The organism is Blastococcus carthaginiensis (assembly GCF_030731085.1).
GTDB classification, from domain to species: domain Bacteria; phylum Actinomycetota; class Actinomycetes; order Mycobacteriales; family Geodermatophilaceae; genus Blastococcus; species Blastococcus carthaginiensis.
Genome location: NZ_JASNFN010000042.1, coordinates 19,946 through 40,040, shown reverse-complemented (window position 1 = coordinate 40,040; position 20,095 = coordinate 19,946). Strand labels below are relative to the sequence as shown.

General features: G+C 74.4%; 18 protein-coding genes and 1 tRNA gene. 11 read left to right on the top strand and 8 right to left on the bottom strand.

Annotation, left to right across the window (positions count from 1 at the left end):
• The 5 genes from QOZ88_RS21965 to QOZ88_RS21945 form a co-directional block, all read right to left on the bottom strand.
• On the bottom strand, positions 1–974 hold a 974-nt coding region (locus tag QOZ88_RS21965; RefSeq protein WP_306001426.1), incomplete at its 3' end, for an IS110 family RNA-guided transposase.
• A 248-nt stretch (positions 975–1,222) separates the two neighbouring features.
• Positions 1,223–2,743, bottom strand: coding sequence for a carboxyl transferase domain-containing protein (locus QOZ88_RS21960; protein ID WP_306001818.1), 1,521 nt, complete (start codon positions 2,741–2,743; stop codon positions 1,223–1,225).
• Positions 2,740–3,927, bottom strand: coding sequence for a CaiB/BaiF CoA transferase family protein (locus tag QOZ88_RS21955; RefSeq protein WP_306001817.1), 1,188 nt, complete (start codon positions 3,925–3,927; stop codon positions 2,740–2,742). Before QOZ88_RS21955 ends, QOZ88_RS21960 begins: the two co-directional genes overlap by 4 nt.
• Before the next feature lie 83 nt (positions 3,928–4,010).
• Complete coding sequence (locus QOZ88_RS21950; protein ID WP_306001816.1) at positions 4,011–5,348, bottom strand: SLC13 family permease; 1,338 nt, start codon at positions 5,346–5,348, stop codon at positions 4,011–4,013.
• 39 nt (positions 5,349–5,387) lie between these two features.
• Positions 5,388–5,573, bottom strand: a complete 186-nt coding sequence (locus QOZ88_RS21945; protein ID WP_306001815.1) for a hypothetical protein — start codon at positions 5,571–5,573, stop codon at positions 5,388–5,390.
• A 27-nt stretch (positions 5,574–5,600) separates the two neighbouring features.
• Between QOZ88_RS21945 and QOZ88_RS21940 the strand changes: the two genes are divergently transcribed.
• The 6 genes from QOZ88_RS21940 (at position 5,601) to QOZ88_RS21915 (ending at position 10,522) form a co-directional block, all read left to right on the top strand.
• The gene (locus QOZ88_RS21940) at positions 5,601–6,521 is read left to right on the top strand and encodes a UTP--glucose-1-phosphate uridylyltransferase (protein ID WP_306001814.1); all 921 of its coding nucleotides are present in this window, start codon (positions 5,601–5,603) and stop codon (positions 6,519–6,521) included.
• A gap of 115 nt (positions 6,522–6,636) precedes the next feature.
• Complete coding sequence (gene glp / locus QOZ88_RS21935; RefSeq protein ID WP_170852319.1) at positions 6,637–8,058, top strand: molybdotransferase-like divisome protein Glp; 1,422 nt, start codon at positions 6,637–6,639, stop codon at positions 8,056–8,058.
• Positions 8,059–8,069: 11 nt separating this feature from the next.
• On the top strand, positions 8,070–8,702 hold the full coding sequence (locus QOZ88_RS21930) for a GNAT family N-acetyltransferase (protein ID WP_306001813.1): 633 nt from the start codon (positions 8,070–8,072) through the stop codon (positions 8,700–8,702).
• Positions 8,703–8,892: 190 nt separating this feature from the next.
• Entirely contained in the window at positions 8,893–9,597 is a 705-nt protein-coding gene (locus tag QOZ88_RS21925) for a hypothetical protein (protein ID WP_306001812.1), read from the top strand.
• Between the two features lie 68 nt (positions 9,598–9,665).
• Positions 9,666–9,742 (top strand) — tRNA-Ala (locus QOZ88_RS21920).
• Positions 9,743–9,877: 135 nt separating this feature from the next.
• Entirely contained in the window at positions 9,878–10,522 is a 645-nt protein-coding gene (locus QOZ88_RS21915) for a ScbR family autoregulator-binding transcription factor (protein ID WP_306001811.1), read from the top strand.
• Between the two features lie 17 nt (positions 10,523–10,539).
• Here the strand turns inward: QOZ88_RS21915 and QOZ88_RS21910 are convergent, their stop codons facing one another.
• A complete protein-coding gene (locus QOZ88_RS21910; RefSeq protein WP_306001810.1) occupies positions 10,540–12,075 on the bottom strand; it encodes a dolichyl-phosphate-mannose--protein mannosyltransferase in 1,536 nt (511 codons plus the stop codon).
• 94 nt (positions 12,076–12,169) lie between these two features.
• Between QOZ88_RS21910 and rsmI the strand changes: the two genes are divergently transcribed.
• Positions 12,170–13,009 (top strand): 16S rRNA (cytidine(1402)-2'-O)-methyltransferase, encoded by an 840-nt coding sequence (rsmI, locus tag QOZ88_RS21905; protein ID WP_306001809.1) that lies wholly within the window; start codon positions 12,170–12,172, stop codon positions 13,007–13,009.
• A gap of 75 nt (positions 13,010–13,084) precedes the next feature.
• On the opposite strand, the gene QOZ88_RS21900 is transcribed toward rsmI, so the two are convergent.
• A complete protein-coding gene (locus tag QOZ88_RS21900; protein ID WP_306001808.1) occupies positions 13,085–14,008 on the bottom strand; it encodes a DUF559 domain-containing protein in 924 nt (307 codons plus the stop codon).
• Between the two features lie 178 nt (positions 14,009–14,186).
• Positions 14,187–15,290, bottom strand: coding sequence for a magnesium/cobalt transporter CorA (corA, locus tag QOZ88_RS21895; protein WP_306001807.1), 1,104 nt, complete (start codon positions 15,288–15,290; stop codon positions 14,187–14,189).
• A 175-nt stretch (positions 15,291–15,465) separates the two neighbouring features.
• Between corA and QOZ88_RS21890 the strand changes: the two genes are divergently transcribed.
• From QOZ88_RS21890 to QOZ88_RS21875, 4 genes are all read left to right on the top strand, one after another.
• On the top strand, positions 15,466–16,134 hold the full coding sequence (locus QOZ88_RS21890) for a hypothetical protein (RefSeq protein WP_306001806.1): 669 nt from the start codon (positions 15,466–15,468) through the stop codon (positions 16,132–16,134).
• Positions 16,135–16,181: 47 nt separating this feature from the next.
• Positions 16,182–17,978, top strand: coding sequence for a methionine--tRNA ligase (gene metG, locus QOZ88_RS21885; protein WP_306001805.1), 1,797 nt, complete (start codon positions 16,182–16,184; stop codon positions 17,976–17,978).
• Positions 17,975–18,856 (top strand): TatD family hydrolase, encoded by an 882-nt coding sequence (locus tag QOZ88_RS21880; RefSeq protein ID WP_306001804.1) that lies wholly within the window; start codon positions 17,975–17,977, stop codon positions 18,854–18,856. The genes metG and QOZ88_RS21880 overlap by 4 nt, the downstream gene beginning before the upstream one ends.
• 82 nt (positions 18,857–18,938) lie before the next feature.
• Positions 18,939–19,778 carry a hypothetical protein gene (locus QOZ88_RS21875; protein ID WP_306001803.1) on the top strand — a complete coding sequence of 280 codons (840 nt, stop codon included), beginning with the start codon at positions 18,939–18,941 and terminating at the stop codon, positions 19,776–19,778.
• Positions 19,779–20,095 lie beyond the last annotated feature (317 nt).

Below are 20,095 nucleotides of genomic sequence, written 5' to 3'. Positions count from 1 at the left end.
TTAGTGCGGCGTTCGACGTAGGCACGGGTGCGTGGCTCCCAGCGCATCCGGCAGAGCGCGACGCGGTAGAGGGCGGCGTTGGCTTGGCGATCGCCGCCGCGGTTGAGCCGGTGGCGGTGGGTTCTGCCCGAGGACGCCGGGATGGGGGCGACGCCGCAGAGCATGGCGAAGGCCGGTTCGGAGTGCAGCCGGTCGGTGTTCTGCCCGGCGGTGACCAGCAGCTGTCCGGCGACGTCGGGGCCCACGCCGGTGCGGGTCATCAGCTCGGGGTTGATGGCGGTGACCAGCGGGCCGATGAGCTTGTCCAGGTCGTCGATCTCGGCGGTCAGGGCTGCGTGGCGGCGGGCCAGGGCGCGCAGGGCGGTCTTGGCGGCCTGCTCCGGTTCGCCGATGCGGGCCGGGTCCGGGCGCAGGCCGGCGCAGGTGGTGATCAACCGGCTGTCCTTCAGGCCGCGCAGCTGGGCTCGCAGGGGCTCGGCGGTGGTGACGATCAGCGATTTGATCCGCCGCTGGCAGTCCGCCCGCTGATCCACCGCGCTGCTGCGAGCCACGCGCAGGTTGCGCAACGCCTCCACCTGCCCGCTGCGGTCCTTGGGGGTGCCGGTGCGGGTGCGGGCCAGTGCGGTGCGGGCGGCGGCCTCGGCATCCAGCGGATCGGACTTGCCGGCCAACCGGCGCAGCTTGCGGTCGGGCCGGTCGACCTCGAGCATCGCCACGCCCTCGGCCGCCAGGTGGCGGGCCAGGCCGGCGCCGTAGGCGCCGGTGCCCTCGATCCCGACGACCAGCAGGGCGCCGAAGGTCCGCAGCCAGGCCAGCAGCTGCCGGTAGCCGGCCGCGGTGGCCGGGAACTGCCGGTGGCCCAGCAGCCGCCCGGTGGTGTCGACCGCGGCCGCGGTGTGGGTGTCGCAATGGGTGTCCACGCCACCGGCCACCTGGACCTGGCCCGGGACAGTCTCTGGTGCGATGGTGGTCATCGCCGTCCTCCTCGCTCGCAACCGACAGGGCGGCACGCACCGCCGGGCGAGCGGACAAGACAGTGATGGGTGCCTGCTGGCACAGGCTCCTATGAGGTCACACCGCCACGTCTGGTGAGTGCAGCGAGCCCCGCAGCGACCGAACCGACAAATCCGGATAAAGACCCGAGGCCAGTCACCTGAAGGGTCAGGAACGGCTGCTGCGGGGCTCGCCTACATCCTCACTGTCACCTGATCATTCCGGCAGGTCAGCGGCCGAGATGGCGGTAGCGGTGCAGCCGGGTGCGGAAGCGCTCGGTGTCGTCGCGGCCGAGCAGCCCGGCCAGCTCCTCGCCCAGCACCCGGCCCAGCCGCAGGCAGAACTCGGCCGGCTCGTCGGCCGCGTCGGGCCGCTCGGGCACCACCCGGTCGACGATCCCCGCCCGCCACAGGTCGGTGGCCCGCACGCCCTGGTGCGCGGCCATCTCGTCGGCCCGGTCGACGGTCCGGTGCACGATCGCGCTGGCCCCCTCCGGCGGCAGCGGGCCCAGCCAGCCGTTGGCCGCCGCCAGCACCCGGTCGGCCGGCACCAGCGCGAGCGCGCCACCGCCGGTGCCCTGCCCCAGCAGCACCGCGAGGGTGGGCGCCCTGAGCACGACGAGGTCGTGCAGGCAGCGGGCGATCTCCCCGGCCAGGCCGCCCTCCTCGGCCTCGCGGGAGAGCGCCGCGCCGGGGGTGTCGATGAGCGTCACCAGCGGCAGCCGCAGCTGCTCGGCCAGGTGCATGCCGCGCCGCGCCTCGCGCAGCGCCGCCGGCCCCAGCGGCGCCGACATCGACTGCCCGCGCCGGTCCTGTCCCAGCACGACGCACGGCGCCCCGCCGAAGCGGGCCAGCGCCAGCAGCAGCCCGGGGTCCTTCTCGCCGGCGCCGGTGCCGGAGAGCCCGACGACGTCGGTCGCCGCGGTCCGCAGCAGCCGGCGGACCCCGGGGCGGTCCTCGCGCCGCGACGCCGTCACGACGTCCCACGCGGTGCGCCCGTCCTCCGGATCGTCGGCGTCGGTGCCGTCCTCCGGCGTGGGGCGTTCGGCGTCCCGCACGTCGAGGTGCCAGGTCTGCCGCGCCGAGAGCACGCGCAGCGCGCGGTCGGCGACCTCCGCGATCAGCTCGGGCGGGACGACGGCGTCGATCAGGCCGTGCTCGGCCAGGTTCTCGGCGGTCTGCACGTCGGCCGGGAACGGCTCGCCGTACAGCGCCTCGAACACCCGCGGGCCGAGGAAACCGATCGAGGCGCCGGGCTCGGCGATGGTCACGTGCCCGAGCGACCCCCACGAGGCGAGCACGCCGCCGAAGGTGGGGTGGCGCAGGTAGACCAGGTACGGGAGGCCCGCCTCCTTGTGCCGCGCGATGGCGGCGGTGATGCCGATCATCTGCAGGAAGGCGACGGTGCCCTCCTGCATCCGGGTGCCGCCCGACACCGGCGCGGCCAGCAGCGGCAGGCCCTCGTCGGTGGCCCGCTCCACCGCCGCGACCAGCCGTTCCGCGGCGGCCACCCCGATCGACCCGGCGAGGAAGCCGAACTCCCCGGCGACGACGGCGACCCGGCGCCCGCGCAACCGGCCCTCGCCGGTGATCACCGACTCGTCCTGCCGCGACCTCTCCGCGGCGCGGGCGAGCTCGGCGGCGTAGTCGGCCGGGACGTCGCGGGCCGGGACGGGGGAATCCCAGGACTGCCACGAACCGGGGTCGAGGACGAGATCGCGCAGGCTGCGGGCGTCCGGGCGAGCGGTCACGCGGCCGGCCCGTTCAGCCAGGCGCGGATGGCGTCGCCGTCGGCACCCAGCACCGGGGGAGCGGTGTGCTCGCGGCGGGTCGTCTCGGTCTCGCCCTCCGGCCCGGCGGAGAAGAACCGGAGCGGCGGCCCGGGCAGCTGCACCCGGCCGAGGGTGGCGTGGTCGACGTCGACCAGCAGACCCTGGGACAGCGCCTGGTCCCAGCCGTACACCTCGTCGATCGACCGGACCTTGCCCGACGGGATGCCCACCTTCGCCAGCCGGGCCAGCAGGTCCTCGGCGGGGATGTCGGCGAACGCCGCCTCGAGCAGCGCGATCACCTCCGCGCGGTGCTCCACGCGGTCGCCGTTGGTCGCCATCCCGGGTGCCTCGGGGTCGAAGCCGAACTCGGCGCACAGCTTCCGCCAGAGCGAGTCGTTCGCACAGGCCACCTGGACGCTGCCGCCCTGGCAGTGGAACAGCCCGTAGGGGGCGATCGAGGGGTGGTGGTTGCCCTGCGCCGCGCCGACCTTCCCCGCCACCGTCCACGCCGTCCCCTGGAACGCGTGCACCCCGACGATCGCCGCGAGCAGCGAGGTGCGCACCACCTGGCCGCGGCCGGTCCGGCCCCGCTCGATCAGCGCGGCGAGCACGCCGTAGGCCCCGTACATGCCGGCCAGCAGGTCGCCGATCGGGACGCCGACGCGCTGGGGGTCCTCCGGCCCGGATCCGGTGAGCGACATCAGGCCACCCTCGCCCTGGGCGATCTGGTCGTAGCCCGCGCGGCCGCCCTCGGGGCCGTCGTGGCCGAACCCGCTGATCGCGAGGGTCACCAGCCGCGGGTTCAGCTCGGCGAGCACGTCGGTGCCGAAGCCCAGCCGGGCCAGCGTGCCGGGCCGGAAGTTCTCCAGCAGCACGTCGGCGCGCTGGAGCAGGCCGGTGAGCACCGTCTTGTCGGCCTCGTCCTTGAGGTCGAGGGTGATCGACTCCTTGTTGCGGTTCGTCGAGAGGAAGTAGGTGGACTCGCGGTCACCTCCCTCGGGGGTGACGAACGGCGGCCCCCAGCTGCGGGTGTCGTCACCGGTCCCCGGCGTCTCCACCTTGATCACCCGGGCGCCGAGGTCGCCGAGCATCATCGCGGCGTGCGGCCCGGCGAGGGCGCGGGTCAGGTCGACGACGAGGACGCCGTCCAGCGGTCCGGGCACAGCATTCTCCCTCGGTCAGGCACCGCGTCCGCGGTGGCACCGGTGCAGTCTCTCAGCGCTAAGGCATTCGGGCCAGGGCCCCCTCACAGCCAGCCGGGGACGACGAACACCAGCCACGACAGCAGCGGTCCGACGGCCACCACGATCGCCGCGTAGGCCAGGATCTGCTTGTAGAAGCGGTCCCTGTCCACGTCCTGGGCGTTGGCCAGCACCAGCGCGCCGTTGGTCGAGAACGGGCTGACGTCGACGATCGTCGAGGCCACGGACAGGGCGACCACCACGCCCACGGCGCTGATCGACCCCTCTTCCAGGAACGGCACCGCGAGCAGGATGGCGACCCCGATGATCGCCGTCGACGACGCGAACGCCGACACCACGCCGCCGATGTAGGCGAGCAGCAGCGCGATGAGCAGCGGCACCCCCAGGCCGATGACGGCGTCGCCGACGTAGTCGATCGTGCCGGCCTCCTCGAGGACGGACACGAAGGTCAGCACGCCGGCGATGAGCAGGACGGTCGACCAGCTGATCTGGCTCACCGCGCCCTTGTGCTGCGCGGCGGAGAAGAGCGCGAGGACGACGGCGACGGTGATCGCGACGAAGCCGATGTCCAGGTCGAAGGCGAGCGCGAGCACGGCGACGACGACCAGCCCGACGAGCGTGAGGACCTGCTCGAAGCGCACGGGCGCCGGTCGGTCGGGGTGGACGTGCTCGTCGTCGTCCCCGCCGACGCCGGGGCCGGGCGCCGCGCCGTGGCCGCGCACCACGGTGCCGTGGGCGTGCTCGGCGTGGGGGACCGGCTCCGCGGCCACCTTGCGGCCGAGGAGCTTCCGGCCGCCGAGGACGAAGAACAGCACGATCGCGATGGCGATGTTGAAGAACAGCGCGCCGAGGAAGACCGCCAGCGGGCTGCCGGGCAGCCCCTCGTTCTCCACGATGCCGTTGACCGTCACGCCGTAGACGCTGATGGGTGAGAAGCCGCCGCCCTGCGCGCCGTGGATGACCATCATCCCCATCAGCAGCGGGCTGATGTCGTGCCGTGCGGCGAAGGTGAGCGCGATCGGCGCGATGATCGCCACCGCGGCCGGGGACAGCGCGCCGATGGCGGTGAGCACCGCGGTGACGAAGAACATGATCCAGGGGATGGCCGCCACGTGGCCGCCGACCAACTTCACCGCGCCCCGGACCAGCAGGTCGACGGTGCCGTTGTTCTGGGCGATCGCGAACAGGTAGGTGACCCCGATCAGGGTCAGCACCAGCCCGGCGGGGAAGCCGGCGATGATGTCGTCGGTCGTGAGCCCGACCGAGAGGGTGCCCACCACGAAGGCGGCGACGAAGGCCAGCGCACCCATGTTGATCGGCAGGACGGTCGCGATCGCGAAGATCACGACGAGGGCCACGATGGTGACGATCTCGGGCGACACGGTCACTCCACGGCGTCGGGGCTGGGTGCGCCCACTGTGTCAGTGACCCGCCGGTAGCGCCTGCCGTCCGCCGGACGGCGTGACCACGGCCGCCACCGCGACCGGGCCCGCCGCCCGGCCTCGCCGCTCCGGGTGCGCCGCCTCGCTGCTGCTGGTGCGCCGGAGCCGCAGCAGCTCGGCGCCGAGCGCGGCCCTGGCGGGAACCCCGTCGGGCGAGGTGCTCACCAGTGCGGGGTCGTTAGGCTGCGCTGCATGTCGATGCCTCTCACCCGTACGGCCCGGAAGGCGGTCATCCCCGTCGCAGGCATGGGCACCCGCTTCCTGCCGGCCACCAAGGCCGTCCCGAAGGAGCTGCTCCCGGTCGTGGACCGGCCGGCCCTCCAGTACATCGTCGAGGAGGCCGCCCGCGCCGGGCTGCCCGAGGTGCTCATGGTGACCGGTCGCGGCAAGGCGGCCATCGAGGACTTCTTCGACCGCACCCCCGAGCTCGAGAGCGCCCTCGAGAAGAAGGGCGACGACGGGCGGCTCGCCGCCGTGCACGAGTCCACCGAGGTCGCGCAGGTGCACTTCGTGCGCCAGGGCGAGGCCCGCGGGCTGGGTCATGCGGTGCTGCAGGCGGCCGCCTTCGTCGGCGACGAGCCGTTCGCCGTGCTGCTGGGCGACGACCTGATCGACGCCCGCGACCACCTGCTCGAGCAGATGCTCGCCGTCCAGGCCGAGCACGGCGGCTCGGTGATCGCGCTGCTCGACGTCGGGCGGGAGAACATCGACAAGTACGGCGCCGTGGCGGTCGAGCCCACCGACGACGGCGGCGACGTCGTGGCGGTCACCGGCCTGGTGGAGAAGCCTCCCGTCGACGAGGCCCCCAGCAGCCTCGCCATCATCGGGCGGTACGTGCTCGCGCCGGAGGTCTTCGACGTCCTGCGGGAGACCGCACCCGGGCGCGGCGGGGAGATCCAGCTGACCGACGCCCTCGCCACGCTCGTCGAGCGCGGCGAGCCCGTCCACGGCGTCGTCTTCGGCGGCCGCCGGTACGACACCGGCGACAAGCTCGACTACCTGAAGGCGGTCATCCGGCTGGCCGCCGAGCGCGACGACCTGGGCCCCGCCCTGCGCGGGTGGCTGCGCGACTTCGTCACCGAGCTGCCCCCCGAGGGCGCGTCGCCGTCCTGACCGGCGCCCGCGAGGGCACGATCGGACCCGTGGCACGACGCCGGCCCCGGCCTGGGGCGGCGCTGCCGCACGGGGCGGTGCCGGCGGACGGCACGGCGGGACGACGGTGGTGAGGATGCCCGGGCAGAGCGAGGACGGCAGCAACGGCGGGGAGTTCCGGGGCCACCGGGACACCGCGCAGGTCGACATGCCCATGGCCCCGCCCCGGCGGACCGGCCCGGTCGGCGCCCCGTCCGGCCCGGTGGCGCCGCAGCGCGCGCTCACCGGCCCGGTGCCGCTGCCCGCCGACGGGCGCTCCGATGCCTCACCCCTCGTGCGCACCGTCGAGCGGCACCTCGACGAGATCCTGGCCGCCGTGCCGCAGCCGGACCCGATCGAGCTCGCCGTCCTCGACGCCCAGGGGCTGCTCTGCGCCGAGGACGTCGTCAGCCAGCGGGCGCTGCCGGCGTTCGACCAGGCCGCCCTCGACGGCTACGCCGTGCGGGCCGAGGACGTCGCGGACGCGACCGTCGCCCGGCCGGTGGAGCTGCCGGTCGTGGGGGAGAGCGTCGCGGGGGCCAGCGAGCCGTCGTCCATCGGCCCGGGGCTGGCGATGCGGGTCGCCGCGGGGGCCATGCTCCCGTCCGGGGCCGACGTCGTCGTCCCGGCCGTGTGGACCGACAACGGTGCGGCGCGGGTCGCCGTCCAGGCCGGGCCACCCGTGGGCAGCTACGTGCGCCGGACCGGTGACGACGTCACCCCGGGTGACCCGGCCGTGCACGTCGGCACCCCGATCGGGCCCGCGCAGATCAGCCTGCTGGCCGCCGTCGGGCGCGACCGCGTCCTCGTCCGGCCCCGCCCGCGCGTGGCGGTGCTCAGCGCCGGCACGGAGCTGGTGGAGATCACCTCACCCCTCGCGCCGGGGCAGGTGGTGGACGTCAACAGCTACGCGCTGGCCGCGGCCGCCCGCGACGCGGGGGCCGACGCCTACCGCTGGGGGATCCTGCCCGGCGACCAGCGGCGGCTGGCCGAGGTGCTCGAGAGCCAGCTGCTGCGCAGCGACCTGGTGCTGGTCTCCGGCACCTTCACCGGCCCCGCGTTCGACATGGTGCAGGAGGCGTTGGCCGGGCTCGGGGGCATGCGCGTCAGCCAGGTGGCCATGCACCCCGGCCCGGCCCAGGGCTTCGGCCGGCTGGGGCGCGACGAGGTGCCGGTCATCTGCGTCCCGGGGGAGCCGGTCGCGGCCCTGGTCTCCTTCGAGGTGTTCGTCCGGCCCGCCATCCGCCTGATGCTCGGCAAGCGGCAGTTGTTCCGGCGCACGGTGCAGGCGATCTCCGGTCAGCACCTGCTCTCACCCCTGGGGTACCGCCAGTACCTGCACGGCACCGTGATGCGCCACCCCGACGGCGGCTACGTCGTCGAGCCCGTGGGGGAGGCCACCGACGCCCTGCTGGCGCGGATGGCGCGCGCGAACTGCCTGATCGTCATCGACGAGGACGTCACCGAGGTGGCCGCCGGTGGGCTGGTCACCGTCATGCCGCTGCTGCTCGGCGGCTGACCCCGCGTGCCGTGACCGATCCGCTGCTGCACCCCGGCTGGCCGGCCCGGCTCGCCCGAGGACCGGTGGAGCTGCACCCGCTGCGCCGCCGGGACGCCGCCGAGTGGAGCCGGGTGCGGCTGACCAACGAGGACTGGCTGCGCCCCTGGGAACCCACGGCCCCCGTCTCCTGGCAGGCCCGGCACAGCCCCGCGGGCTACCGGGCGATGCGCCGGATCATGGCCCGGCGCGCCCGCACGGGCACCTCGCTGCCCTTCGCGATCCGCGTCGACGGCCGGCTGGCCGGTCAGGTCACCGTGGACAACATCGTCCGGGGAGCGCTCCGCGCCGGGTACCTGGGCTACTGGATCGACCGCTCGGTGGCCGGCCGGGGGATCGCCTCCCTGGCCGTGGCCCTGGTGTGCGACCACGCCTTCGGCCCGGCCGGGCTGCACCGGCTCCAGGCCGACATCCGCCCGGAGAACGGGCCCAGCCAGCGGCTGGTGGAGCGGCTCGGGTTCCAGCGCGAGGGGCTGCTGCGCCGCTACCTCGACATCGACGGCGACTGGCGCGACCACCTGAGCTACGCGCTGCTCGCCGAGGACCTGCCGCGCGGGGTGCTGGACCGCTGGGAGCGGTCGGCGCCGGGTCGACCCGTCGACTGATCGGCTCGTCGGCATAGCACGCGCGGCGGCCGGCGCCGAGGTGGTCGCGGGGGACACGCCGTCTCCTGTCACACCGGTCCCACAACACATCCTCGACACACCCGCGCGCCTCCCTCGTCCCGCCGTCCGCGGTGCTTAACCTCGCCGGGCGAGTGACTGATGTGACGGGTGGTGTCGTATGGGATCGGGTGTGCTGCTGGCCGCTCTGGTCGTGCTGTGGTTCGTCGTGCTGGTGCCCATGGTGGTGACCCGCGGCGACGGGCAGGACGGCCGGATCGAGGCTGCCGACTCGGGGCGGACCCTGCAGCGGCGTCGTGCGGTGGACCCCGCGCGGCACGCGGAGACCGAGCGGGTGTCGATCGACCGCGCGGTGCTGCGCACGTCGGGCGAGCTCGCGGTGGACGTGCACGCGGTGCGCCGCCGGGTGCTGGGCGGCCTGGTGCTGCTCACCCTCGCGTCGCTGGCCGGTGCGCTGCTGCTCACGCCGTGGCTGTGGACCCTCCAGGCGCTCGCCACCCTCGCGACCGCGGGCTACGTGCTGGTGCTGCGCAAGGTCGCCCGCCGCGAGCGGCTGGCCGCGCGCCGCGCCGCCCGCGCCGCGGCCCGCCAGTCGCTCCGTGCGCCGGCCCGCCCGGCTGCCCGGCCCGCACCGGCGCCGGCGCAGCGCACGTCGTCGGAGGTGCACGAGACCGTCGCCCAGGAGGCGCTGCCGGCCCTGGCCCACCCGAGCGTCCCGCTGGCCCCGGTGCACGCCCTGCGCCCCGGTCGCGTGGTCGCCGCGCGCACCCCGGCTCCGGCCGGGTGGCAGAACAGCGCGGTCGTCGGGCTGGACGACGACGACATCGGTTTCGCCGACATCGACGAGTACCCGGCCGCCCGGGTGGTCAACGGCTGAGAGGCGCGCCTGCCCCGCCCCCGGTGGCGGGGCCGGAGCGTGCGGGCGGTAGTCTTCGATCCGCACAAGGGGCTGTGGCGCAGACCGGTAGCGCACCTCGTTCGCATCGAGGGGGTCAGGGGTTCAAATCCCCTCAGCTCCACCACACGACGCACCGGCGCCGTCGCGGGATCGTCCCCCGGCGGCGCCGTCGTCATTGCGTCGGCGGGTCGATCGCCCCGTCCCGATCGCTAAGCTGCCCGGCGACACGGGGCACGGCGTCCCCACGGGAGGCGGTTCGATGGTTCGGTCACCGGTCGGGGCCTCCCCGGCGCCGCGGCGTGCGCGCGGAAGGGCCGGCGACAGCGCCGCCACCCGGCAGCTGATCATCGACGTCGCCGCCCGGGAGTTCGGGGAGCGCGGCTACGCGGCCACCTCGCTGAGCGACATCGTCGCGGGCACCGGCATGACCAAGGGCGCGCTCTACTGGCACTTCGAGTCCAAGGAGAGCGTCGCCGTCGCCGTCGTCCACCAGATGTTCGAGACGTGGCCGGTCCTGCTGCGCGGCGTCATGGACTCCCACGACGACGCGCTCGACGCGCTGGTCGCGGTCACCTACGTCGCGGGGCGGCAGTTCGCGACCGATCCGGTCACCCGCGCCTCCAAGCGGCTCATGGCCGAGCTGCCCCCCGAGGCGCTGGCGAAGCTGCCGCAGCCCTACGTCGGCTGGCAGCACGCGCTCTCGCAGCTGATCACCCAGGGCCAGGAGCGGGGGCAGATCAACCCCGGCGCCGACCCGGTGGGTACCGCCCAGGTCATCGTCGCGAGCTTCTTCGGCATGCAGCAGGTGTCGCAGGAGCTCAGCGCGCGGCGCGACCTGGAGGGGCGGCTGGACTCCTTCTGGGCGCTCGTCCTTCCGCAGCTGCGCCCCGTATCCCTCAGCTGAGCCCCGGCCGGCGGGGTTCAGAACCAGGAGGGGAACCACATCCGCTGCGCCCACTCGGCGTAGGAGAGGGGCTGGCCGGTCAGCACGGGCCAGAAGAAGGCGAACGTGGCTGCGACGATCGCCACGTAGCCGCAGGCCGCGGCCAGCCCCACGCGGCGGCGCCACTCGCCGGCACCCGGCCGGCCGACGACGTCCTGCAGCAGCAGAGCGACCGCGAGCACGAAGAACGGCATGACCGGCGCCATGTAGAAGAGGAACATCGTGCGCTCGAGGTTGAGGAACCAGGTGAGCCAGCCCGCCGCGATGCCCACGGCCACCGGCACCGCGGCCGGGTCCCGCCGGGCGACGATCCGCCAGACCAGCCAGATCGCGGCGGGGGCGAAGAGGAACCAGAGCGTCGGCGTGCCGACCATCAGGATGTAGCGGATGACCTGCTCGCCGTCGGCGTCGACGAGGCCCTGGGGGTTCCAGAGCAGGATCGGCCGGCCGGTGACCAGCCACGACCAGGGCCCGGACTCCCACGGGTGCGGGCTGGACAGGCCGTTGTGGAAGCGCAGCCACTCCGCGTGCTCGTGCCACAGCGACCGCAGCGCGTCCGGCACCCATGGGAACGCCGTCTCCGGGTTCCGCTGGGCCCACGCCCGGCCCTGCGACGTCTCGCCGAGGAACCAGCCGGTGAAGCTGGCCAGGTAGGTCAGCACCGGGACGGCGGCCAGCGCCCACAGCGCACCGGGCAGCCCTCGGCGGGCGGCGGTCCGCGTCGGCCGGGGGACGCCGGCCGCGCGCCAGGCCGCCCGGTCCCAGAACAGCGAGAGGACGGCGAAGAACGCGAGGAACCAGACCCCGCTCCACTTCACCGCGCAGGCGCAGCCGAACAGCACACCCGCGGCGATCCGCCAGCCGCGCGGACCGAGCCGGAAGCCGGTCGCGCCGACCTCCGCGGCCGCCCGCACCCGGGCGCGCACCACGTCCCGGTCGACGACGAGGCAGGAGACGGCGGCCAGCACGAAGACCTGCAGGAAGATGTCGAGCAGGCCGATCCGCGACAGCGTGAACTGGAGGCCGTCGACGAGCAGCAGCACCCCGGCGAACAGGCCGACCAGCGTGGAGCCGGTGAGCCGCCGGGCCAGCCGGAACAGCAGGACGACGGCGAGGGACCCCGCCACGGCGGAGGGGAAGCGCCAGCCGAAGGAGTCGTAGCCGAACACCTGCTCGCCGAGCGCGATGAGCCACTTGCCCAGCGGCGGGTGCACGATGAACGAGTAGCCGCGGTTGTACTCGAAACCCCAAGTGAGCAGCTCGCGGGCCTCGGGCGGGTAGTACGCCTCGTCGAAGACCAGCTCCCGCGGGTAGCCGATGCCCCAGAGCCGGAGGGTGAGCGCCAGGGCGCCCAGCACCGCGGCGATCGTCCAGGCCGTCCGCCGGTCGTCGGGCAGCGGCGGGACGACGTCGCGGCGCCGTGCGGGGGACGGCGGGCGGCGCAGCCGGGGGACCGGTCGCCGCGGGGGCCCCTGCGGGTCGTGCTCCGCCCGCCCGGGTGCCAGCACCGCCATGCGGCCAGGGTAGTGAACGGACCCGCCCGTCCCCGGTACTCGCGCCGGGACCCTGCGGGCGAGCCCGCCGCTCCGGTCGTGACAGGCTCGGCGGGTGAGCGGACGGCTGGTGCTGGGCGGGGCGCCCCTCGGGCAGCCCGGGGACGTCGGCCCGCGGCTGCGCGCGGCGATGGCCGGCGCCGACGTCCTGGCGTGCGAGGACACCCGCCGCCTGCACCGCCTGGCCGCCGACCTGGAGGTCACGCTGACCGGCCGGGTGGTCACCTTCCACGAGTCGGTGGAGCGGGCGCGGCTGCCCGGGCTGCTCGACGCGCTCACCTCGGGCGCCACGGTGCTGCTGCTAACCGACGCCGGCATGCCCTCGGTCTCCGATCCCGGGTACACGCTGGTGCGGGCGGCGATCGACGCGGGGATCGACGTCACCTCGGTGCCCGGGCCCTCGGCGGTGACGACGGCGCTGGCGGTCTCCGGACTGCCGGTGGACCGCTTCTGCTTCGAGGGCTTCCTCCCGCGCAAGGCGGGGGAGCGGCGCTCGACCTTCACCGCGCTGGCCGACGAGCGGCGGACGATGGTCTTCTTCGAGTCGCCGCACCGGCTGGCCGACGCGCTGGCCGACGCCGCCGCGGTGCTGGGCGGGGACCGGCCGGCCGCGGTGTGCCGTGAGCTGACCAAGACCTACGAGGAGGTCCGGCGCGGCGGGCTGGGCGAGCTGGCCGCCTGGGCGGCCGGCGGCGTGAAGGGCGAGATCACGCTGGTCGTGGCCGGTGCGCCGCAGCGGACCGTGGAGCTCAGCGGGCCGGAGCTCGCCGCCGCCGTCGCCGAGGAGGAGGCCGCCGGCGCCACCCGCAAGGACGCCATCCGGGCGGTCGTGGAGCGCACCGGGCTGCCCAAGCGCACCGTGTTCGACGCCGTCGTCGCCGCCAAGGGCACCTGACCCCCTTGTGGCATAGGAAGCTTTACGTGCGTCTGGAGCTGGAAAACGCATGTAAAGCTTCCTATGCCCCCGGGGTCAGCTGACTCGTAGCTGCGCCATCCGGGTCCGGTAGGCCGCCAGCACCCGCGCCCGGACGGCATCCGGATCGCGCAGCACGTCGGCGTAGGTGAACCGGAGGACCACCCAACCCAGTGCGGCGAGCGCGCTGTCGCGGGCCAGATCCCGGCGCCGGTCCTCGGGGGAGGTGTGGTGCTGGGCTCCGTCGAGTTCCACGGCGAGCTTGACCTCCGGCCAGGCGCGGTCGAGTCGGATGCCGCCGGTCGGCAGCTCGATGCGGTACTGGCCGACGCTCGGGGGCATGGACCGGTGCCGGAAGACGTGCAGGACCCCCATGGCCTCGAGCTCGCTCTGGCAGCCGTCCGCGATGAGGTCGATGGTCTGGCGGAGGCTGCGCCGTCCCGCGACGTTGGGGCGCTCGGACAGGGCCTCTCCCAGCTGACCGGCCGTGACCAGCCGCCGACGGGCGATGTCGAGTGCCAGCGGACGACGTTCGGCCGGAGGGAGCAGGGGCCACGAGTCGATCAGGCTGCGTGCGAGGGCGGTCACCCTCACGCCGAGCCGTTCCACGCACTGGGGGGATGCAGGGTCGAAGCGGAGTCTGCGGTGGACGCGGAGGTCCGGTGCCCCCGCTCGCCGGAGGCTCTGGTCGACCGTGGCGTGGAGCGGTCGCTCGAGCCTGCGGACGCCCCACACGGCCAGTGCGGTGGTGTGGCTGAGTGCAGCCGGCGGTCCGGCGTGCAGCAGGGCTGCCCGGAAGAGCGTCACGTCGTCCTCCGCCGCCTCGCGTAGGCGGTACACGTGGGGGAAGACGCGGACGAGGTTGCGCCGACCGATGTGCCCGTCCAGGACGACGCTCGGCACGTGCTCGAGCAGCTGCCTCCTCGTCGCCAGACCGCCGTTGAGCTGCATCGCCTCGCGGATCACCTGTCGCCAGTCCACGCGGGGAGGGTGCCGTGGGCGGCGGTGCTGGTGCGGGGTGCCTGTGGACAACCGGGCGGCCCAGGAGCGCGGCCCCTTGGAGGCATAGGAAGCTTTACCGGCGCATTGGGCCCTCGAGACGCATGTAAAGCTTCCTATGCCTCGAGGTGACCCTGGCTCGGCGTGGGCGAGCGCGGATCTAGAGCCAGCCGTTGCGCTTGAAGCCGCGGTACAGCAGCACGATGGCGCCGAGGATCACCAGCAGCACCAGCGGGTAGCCGTACCGCCACTCCAGCTCGGGCATGTGCTCGAAGTTCATCCCGTAGATGCCGGCGATCGCGGTGGGGACGGCGATGATGCCGGCGTAGGCCGAGATCTTCCGCATGTCCTCGTTGTCGGCCATCGTCGTGCGCGCCAGCGATGCCTGCAGGATCGAGGTCAGCAGCTCGTCGAGCCCGCCGACCTGGTCCCGCACGCGGATGGCGTGGTCGAGCACGTCGCGGAAGTAGGAGCGCATCGCGTCCGGGACGACGTCGACCGGCCGCTCGGCGAGCTTCTGCAGCGGGACCTCCAGCGGGGAGACCGCCCGCCGCAGCGCCATCAGCTCCCGCTTCAGCTGGTAGAGCCGCCCGATGTCGTCGGTGCGCTCCGGGCTGAACACCGACGCCTCGAGCTCCTCGACGTCCTCCTCGACGGCCGCGGCCACCTCCACGAACGTGTCGACGACGAGGTCGGCGACCGCGTAGAGCACCGCCGACGGGCCCAGGCACAGCAGGTCGCGCTGCTCCTCCAGCCGCTGCCGGAGCCCGGTGAGCCCGCCGTGCTCGCCGTGCCGCACCGTGATCACGTACCGGGGGCCGAGGAAGATCATCACCTCGCCGGTGTCCACGACCTCGCTGGTGGCGGTCAGCTCCTCGTGCTCCACGTACGTCGCCGTCTTCAGGACCATGAACAGCGCGTCGTCGTACGGCTCGAGCTTGGGGCGCTGGTGGGCGAAGACGGCGTCCTCGACGGCGAGCGGGTGCAGGTCGTAGCGCGCGGCGATCGCGCCCAGCTCCTCCTCGCTCGGCGAGTAGAGCCCCAGCCACACGAAGCCGTCGCGCTCCTCGGCGACGCGCAGCGCGTCGTCGGGGGCCACGGCCTCCTGCCGCTCCCCGCCGACGTAGACCGCGCAGTCGACGACGGCGCCGTCGGCGGGGCGGCGGGTGGTGCGGCGCTGCTGCGGGCCGGCCGGCTGCGGGCGCAGCGTCGGCGGGGTGCGCGGGCCGAGGGGCGCGGCCGGGGGCTCCTCCCGGGTGGTCATCGCGGGTGCCGCCTTCCTCGCGGGTCGTCGTCCGGGACCAGCAGCGTAGGCGCCCCCGGGTCCGCCGCGGCCGTCCCACCCCATGGGGTGAGACGGCCGGGACGGTGCTCCAGCCGCCGCGCGGACCGGCCGTCGGGACAGGAGACACCCCCGACCGGTCAGGGAGAGATGCCTCGTGGCGAGCACCGTCCTCGACGTCCGCGGCACCGTCGGGTCGTCCTCCCTCCGCCCGGAGCGGGTCGCCCCCGAGGTGCCTTCCTCCGGCGCGCTGCGCCGCATCCCGGTACCCGCCCTGGCCGCCGGTGTGCTCTCCGTGCTGGAGGCCGTCGGCCTGCTCGCCCTCGGGCTGGCCCGGGCCGACGTCGTGCTGGCGTCCCCGGTGCGCCCGCCCGGCTGGGTCGTCGCCGTCTCGCTGCTCCTGCTGGCCGGCTGGATCGTGCTCACCGCGGGTGCCGGTGCGGCGCTGCTCGACGGCTCCACCCGGACCTTCCTCGTGCTCACCTCGGTCGTCGAGCTGGCCGCCGTGTCGGTGCTGGGTGGCTCCGCCGTCCTGCTGCCGCTGCCGACCGCGCTCACCGGCGGGCTGCCGCTGCCGCTGTTGTTCGCGGCCGCCTTCGCCCTGCCGATCGGCAAGCTGCTGCTCGTGGACGCGCCGTCCGTCCGCGCCTGGGTGCTGCAGGGACCGCGGGTCCGCGAGCACCGCCCCGACCCGGTGGTCGTGCACCGCTCGCTGTGCGCCCTCACCCTCGGGTGCATCGCCCTCCTCCTGGGCGGCTTCGCCGTGCTGAACCCGGTCGGGGGCGATCCGGTCGGCCCGGTCGCGGGCGTCGTCTCCCAGCCGTAGGCGGGTTGCCGGAGGACCGGTCCGGACCGTCGGCCTAGTCTCTCCACGTGAGTGATCGGCACATCCTGACCGCCGTCGCGTGGCCCTACGCCAACGGCCCGCGGCACATCGGCCACGTCTCCGGCTTCGGCGTCCCCTCCGACGTCTTCAGCCGTTACCACCGGATGGCCGGTGACCGGGTGCTCATGGTGAGCGGCACGGACGAGCACGGCACCCCGATCACGGTCGCGGCCGACGCCGAGGGGATCACGCCCCGGCAGATCGCCGACCGGAACAACCGGATCATCGTGGGCGACCTGCAGTCCCTCGGGCTCTCCTACGACCTGTTCACCCGGACGACGACGGCGAACCACGCGCAGATCAGCCAGGAGATCTTCCTCGGGCTGCTCAAGAACGGGTACGTCTTCCCGAAGACGACGCTCGGCGCGATCAGCCCGTCGACCGGCCGCACCCTGCCCGACCGCTACATCGAGGGCACCTGCCCGATCTGCGGCTACGACGGCGCCCGCGGCGACCAGTGCGACAACTGCGGCAACCAGCTGGACCCGGTCGACCTGATCAACCCGGTCAGCAAGATCAACGGCGAGATCCCGAAGTTCGTCGAGGAGGAGCACTACTTCCTCGACCTGCCCGCCTTCACCCGCGCCCTGGGCGACTGGCTGGCCACCCGCAGGAGCTGGCGGCCCAACGTCCTGAACTTCAGCGTCAACCTGCTCGAGGACCTCAAGCCGCGCAGCTACACCCGCGACATCGACTGGGGCGTGCCGGTGCCGCTCGACGGCTGGCGGGACCGGCCCGACAAGCGCATCTACGTCTGGTTCGACGCCGTCGTGGGGTACCTGTCGGCCTCGATCGAGTGGGCCCGCCGCTCCGGGGACCCGGACGCGTGGCGGCAGTGGTGGCAGACGCCGGATGCCGACGCCTACTACTTCATGGGCAAGGACAACATCGTCTTCCACTCCGAGATCTGGCCGGCCCAGCTGCTCGGCTACGACGGCGAGGGCGACAAGGGCGGGACGCCCGGCTCGCTCGGCCGGCTCAACCTGCCGACCGAGGTGGTCTCCAGCGAGTTCCTGACGATGGAGGGGCGGAAGTTCTCCTCCTCGCGCAATGTGGTCATCTACGTGCGGGACTTCCTGGCCCGCTACGACGCCGACGCGCTGCGTTACTTCATCGCCGTCGCCGGGCCGGAGAACCAGGACACCGACTTCACCTGGGCGGAGTTCCTGCGCCGCAACAACGACGAGCTGGTCGCCGGCTGGGGCAACCTGGTCAACCGGACGGTGTCCATGGCGGCGAAGAACGTGGGCGCCGTCCCGACCGCCGGCGAGCTCACCGACGCCGACCGCGCGCTGCTGGCCACGACGGCCGGCGCCTTCGCGCCGGTCGGGGAGCTGCTCTCGCGCAACCGGCAGAAGGCGGCCATCGGCGAGGCGATGCGGGTCGTCGCCGAGGCGAACAAGTACCTGTCGGACCAGGCGCCGTGGAAGCTCAAGGAGGACCCGGCCCGCCGGGACACCGTGCTGCACACCGCCCTGCAGGCGATCAAGGACTGCAACGCCCTGCTCACCCCGTTCCTGCCGCACTCGGCGCAGCAGGTGCACGAGCTCCTGGGCGGCACCGGCGTCTGGTCGGTCGCCCCGCGGGTCGAGGAGGTCACCGACCTCGACGACGGCTCGCCGTACCCGATCATCACCGGCGACTACGACCAGGGGCAGGCCGGCTGGGGCTCGACGCCGCTCCCGCCGTCGGGCACGCCGCTGGCCCCGCCGACGCCGATCTTCAAGAAGCTCGACGACTCGGTGGTCGAGGAGGAGCTCCGGCGGCTGGAAGAAGAGGAATGAGCCGGAGCGCCGCATCCCGCGCGAACCGGCGGGGCGATCCGCCGCCGTCCCCGGAGCCGCTGCCGGCGCCGGCGGTCGACAGCCACACCCACCTCGACATCGTGCTCGACGGCTTCCGGCCCGACGGCGGTCCGACGTCGTCGGCGGAGGACGTCGACGCCGAGATCGCCGCCGCGGTGGCCGTGAACGTGCCGCGGCTGGTGCAGGTCGGTGTCGACGTCGTCTCCTCCCGGTGGTCCGCGGAGCTGGCCGCCCGGCACCCGAACGTCCTCGCCGCGGTGGCCGTGCACCCGAACGAGGCCGGCGCCGGGGAGGCCGGCGACGACGCCCTGGCCGAGATCGACCGGCTGGCGGCGCTGCCGCGGGTGCGGGCGGTGGGGGAGACGGGGCTGGACCGGTACCGCACGGGGCCTGAGGGCTGGGCGGCGCAGGAGGCCTCGTTCCGCGAGCACATCCGCATCGCAAAACGGCACGGGGTGGCGCTGGTCATCCACGACCGGGATGCGCACGCCGACGTGCTGCGGGTCGTCGACGACGAGGGGGCGCCCGAGCACGTCGTCATGCACTGCTTCTCCGGTGACGCGGCGTTCGCGCGGGCCTGCGTGCAGCGGGGGTTCGTGCTCTCGTTCGCCGGCACGGTGACGTTCGGCAACGCCGGCTACCTGCGGGAGGCCGCGGCGCTGACCCCGCTGGACCAGCTGCTCGTGGAGACCGACTCGCCCTTCCTCACCCCGGCCCCGCTGCGGGGCCGGCCGAACGCCTCGCGGCTGGTACCGCACACCGTGCGCGCCCTCGCCGAGGTCACCGGGACGGAGCTCGCGCAGCTCTGCGACGCGCTCACCACCACCGCCGAGCGCGTCTTCGGCCCCTGGCGCTGACGCCCGCCGCCGCGACAGCGGCGTTACAGGAGCGTGACCGGCACCTGCCCCACGCCGGGCATTCAGGGGGACACTGGCACTCGTGGGTCGTCTCATCGCCGTCGTGGTGTTCATCGCCCTGCTCGTGCCCGGTGTGCTGCTGGCTCGCGCGTGGGCGCTGGCGAGCGGGCGTCGCGCCGTCGCCGGTGGTGCCGTCGAACTGGCCGACCCCACCCGGGAGGGGGCGGCGACGCTGCAGCGCCAGGCGGCGCACGGTCGCCGCTGGCGGTGGCTCGGCCTGCTCCTGGGCATCGCCGGGGTGGTGGCGAGCGTCGTCGTGCTCGCCGAGGCGTCGGTCTTCCTGTGGGTGCCGATCCTCGTCGTCGGCTCGCTGGCGGGCGTCCTGCTCGCCGAGGCGACCCGGCCGCGACCGCGCTGGCAGCTGAGCGCGCCGGCGCGCCGCCCGCGTCAGGGCGAGCAGATCTCCGGCTGGCTGGTGTGGACGATGCGCGCGGTGGTCGCCGCCGAGCTCGTGCTCGCCGGGTGGTCGTGGTCCTCGGGTGACCTGGGCGGACCGGTGGCCTGGGCGCTGGTCGCGGTACCGGCGGTGGCCTGGCTGCTGGCCGAGGTGGCGCTGCTGCGGGCCCTGGTCCGTCCCCTGCCCGCCGACGGCGCGGACGTGCCCGTCGACGAGGCGCTGCGCACGTGGTCGGCGCACCTCGTCGTCGCCGCCGCGAGCGTGAGCGCCCTCCTCCCGCTCGGCTCGCTGCTGCTGCGGGTGGGGCTCGACCTCGGCGAACGGGTCGGCGAGGGCTTCGACGTGCTGCCGGTCGCCTTCGTGGCCGGGGGGTTCTCGGCGCTGGCCGCCGGCGTCGCGGTCGCCGCGTTCCTGCTGAGCTGGCTGCGGCCGGTGCCCTCCAGCACCCCCGCGTTGGCGGGCTGAGCGTCCCGCTCCAGCCCGTCCGCGCGCCGTCCACGCCGTGCGCTTGGTCACGACCGTCCGGGTGGATCGGTGCTCCGGCCGGCCCGAGCCTCCGCGTGGCCATGACTCCACGTGTCGGCGAGTCGACACTGTGCAGCGGGCGGGCTCTGCTTCACTCGTTCGTGCACCATTGCACGCGCAGAGTGTTCGTTATCGTGTCGTGACCGACAGCCGGGGTGGAGCGACGACCCGGGTGAGGCCGCGCCGGGGGGACCTGGCCGCAGCCGCCCGAGCCGCCGACGCGACCGGGCCGCTCCGGCGGTCCCGCCGCTCTCCTG

Bases quoted from the DNA above. Each gene is read 5' to 3' on its own strand.
- QOZ88_RS21880 (WP_306001804.1), top strand. From the start codon at position 17,975: ATGAGCCGGAGCGCCGCATCCCGCGCGAACCGGCGGGGCGATCCGCCG.
- QOZ88_RS21910 (WP_306001810.1), bottom strand. From the start codon at position 12,075: ATGGCGGTGCTGGCACCCGGGCGGGCGGAGCACGACCCGCAGGGGCCC.
- QOZ88_RS21915 (WP_306001811.1), top strand. From the start codon at position 9,878: ATGGTTCGGTCACCGGTCGGGGCCTCCCCGGCGCCGCGGCGTGCGCGC.
- glp (WP_170852319.1), top strand. From the start codon at position 6,637: ATGCCCGGGCAGAGCGAGGACGGCAGCAACGGCGGGGAGTTCCGGGGC.
- corA (WP_306001807.1), bottom strand. From the start codon at position 15,290: ATGACCACCCGGGAGGAGCCCCCGGCCGCGCCCCTCGGCCCGCGCACC.
- QOZ88_RS21940 (WP_306001814.1), top strand. From the start codon at position 5,601: ATGTCGATGCCTCTCACCCGTACGGCCCGGAAGGCGGTCATCCCCGTC.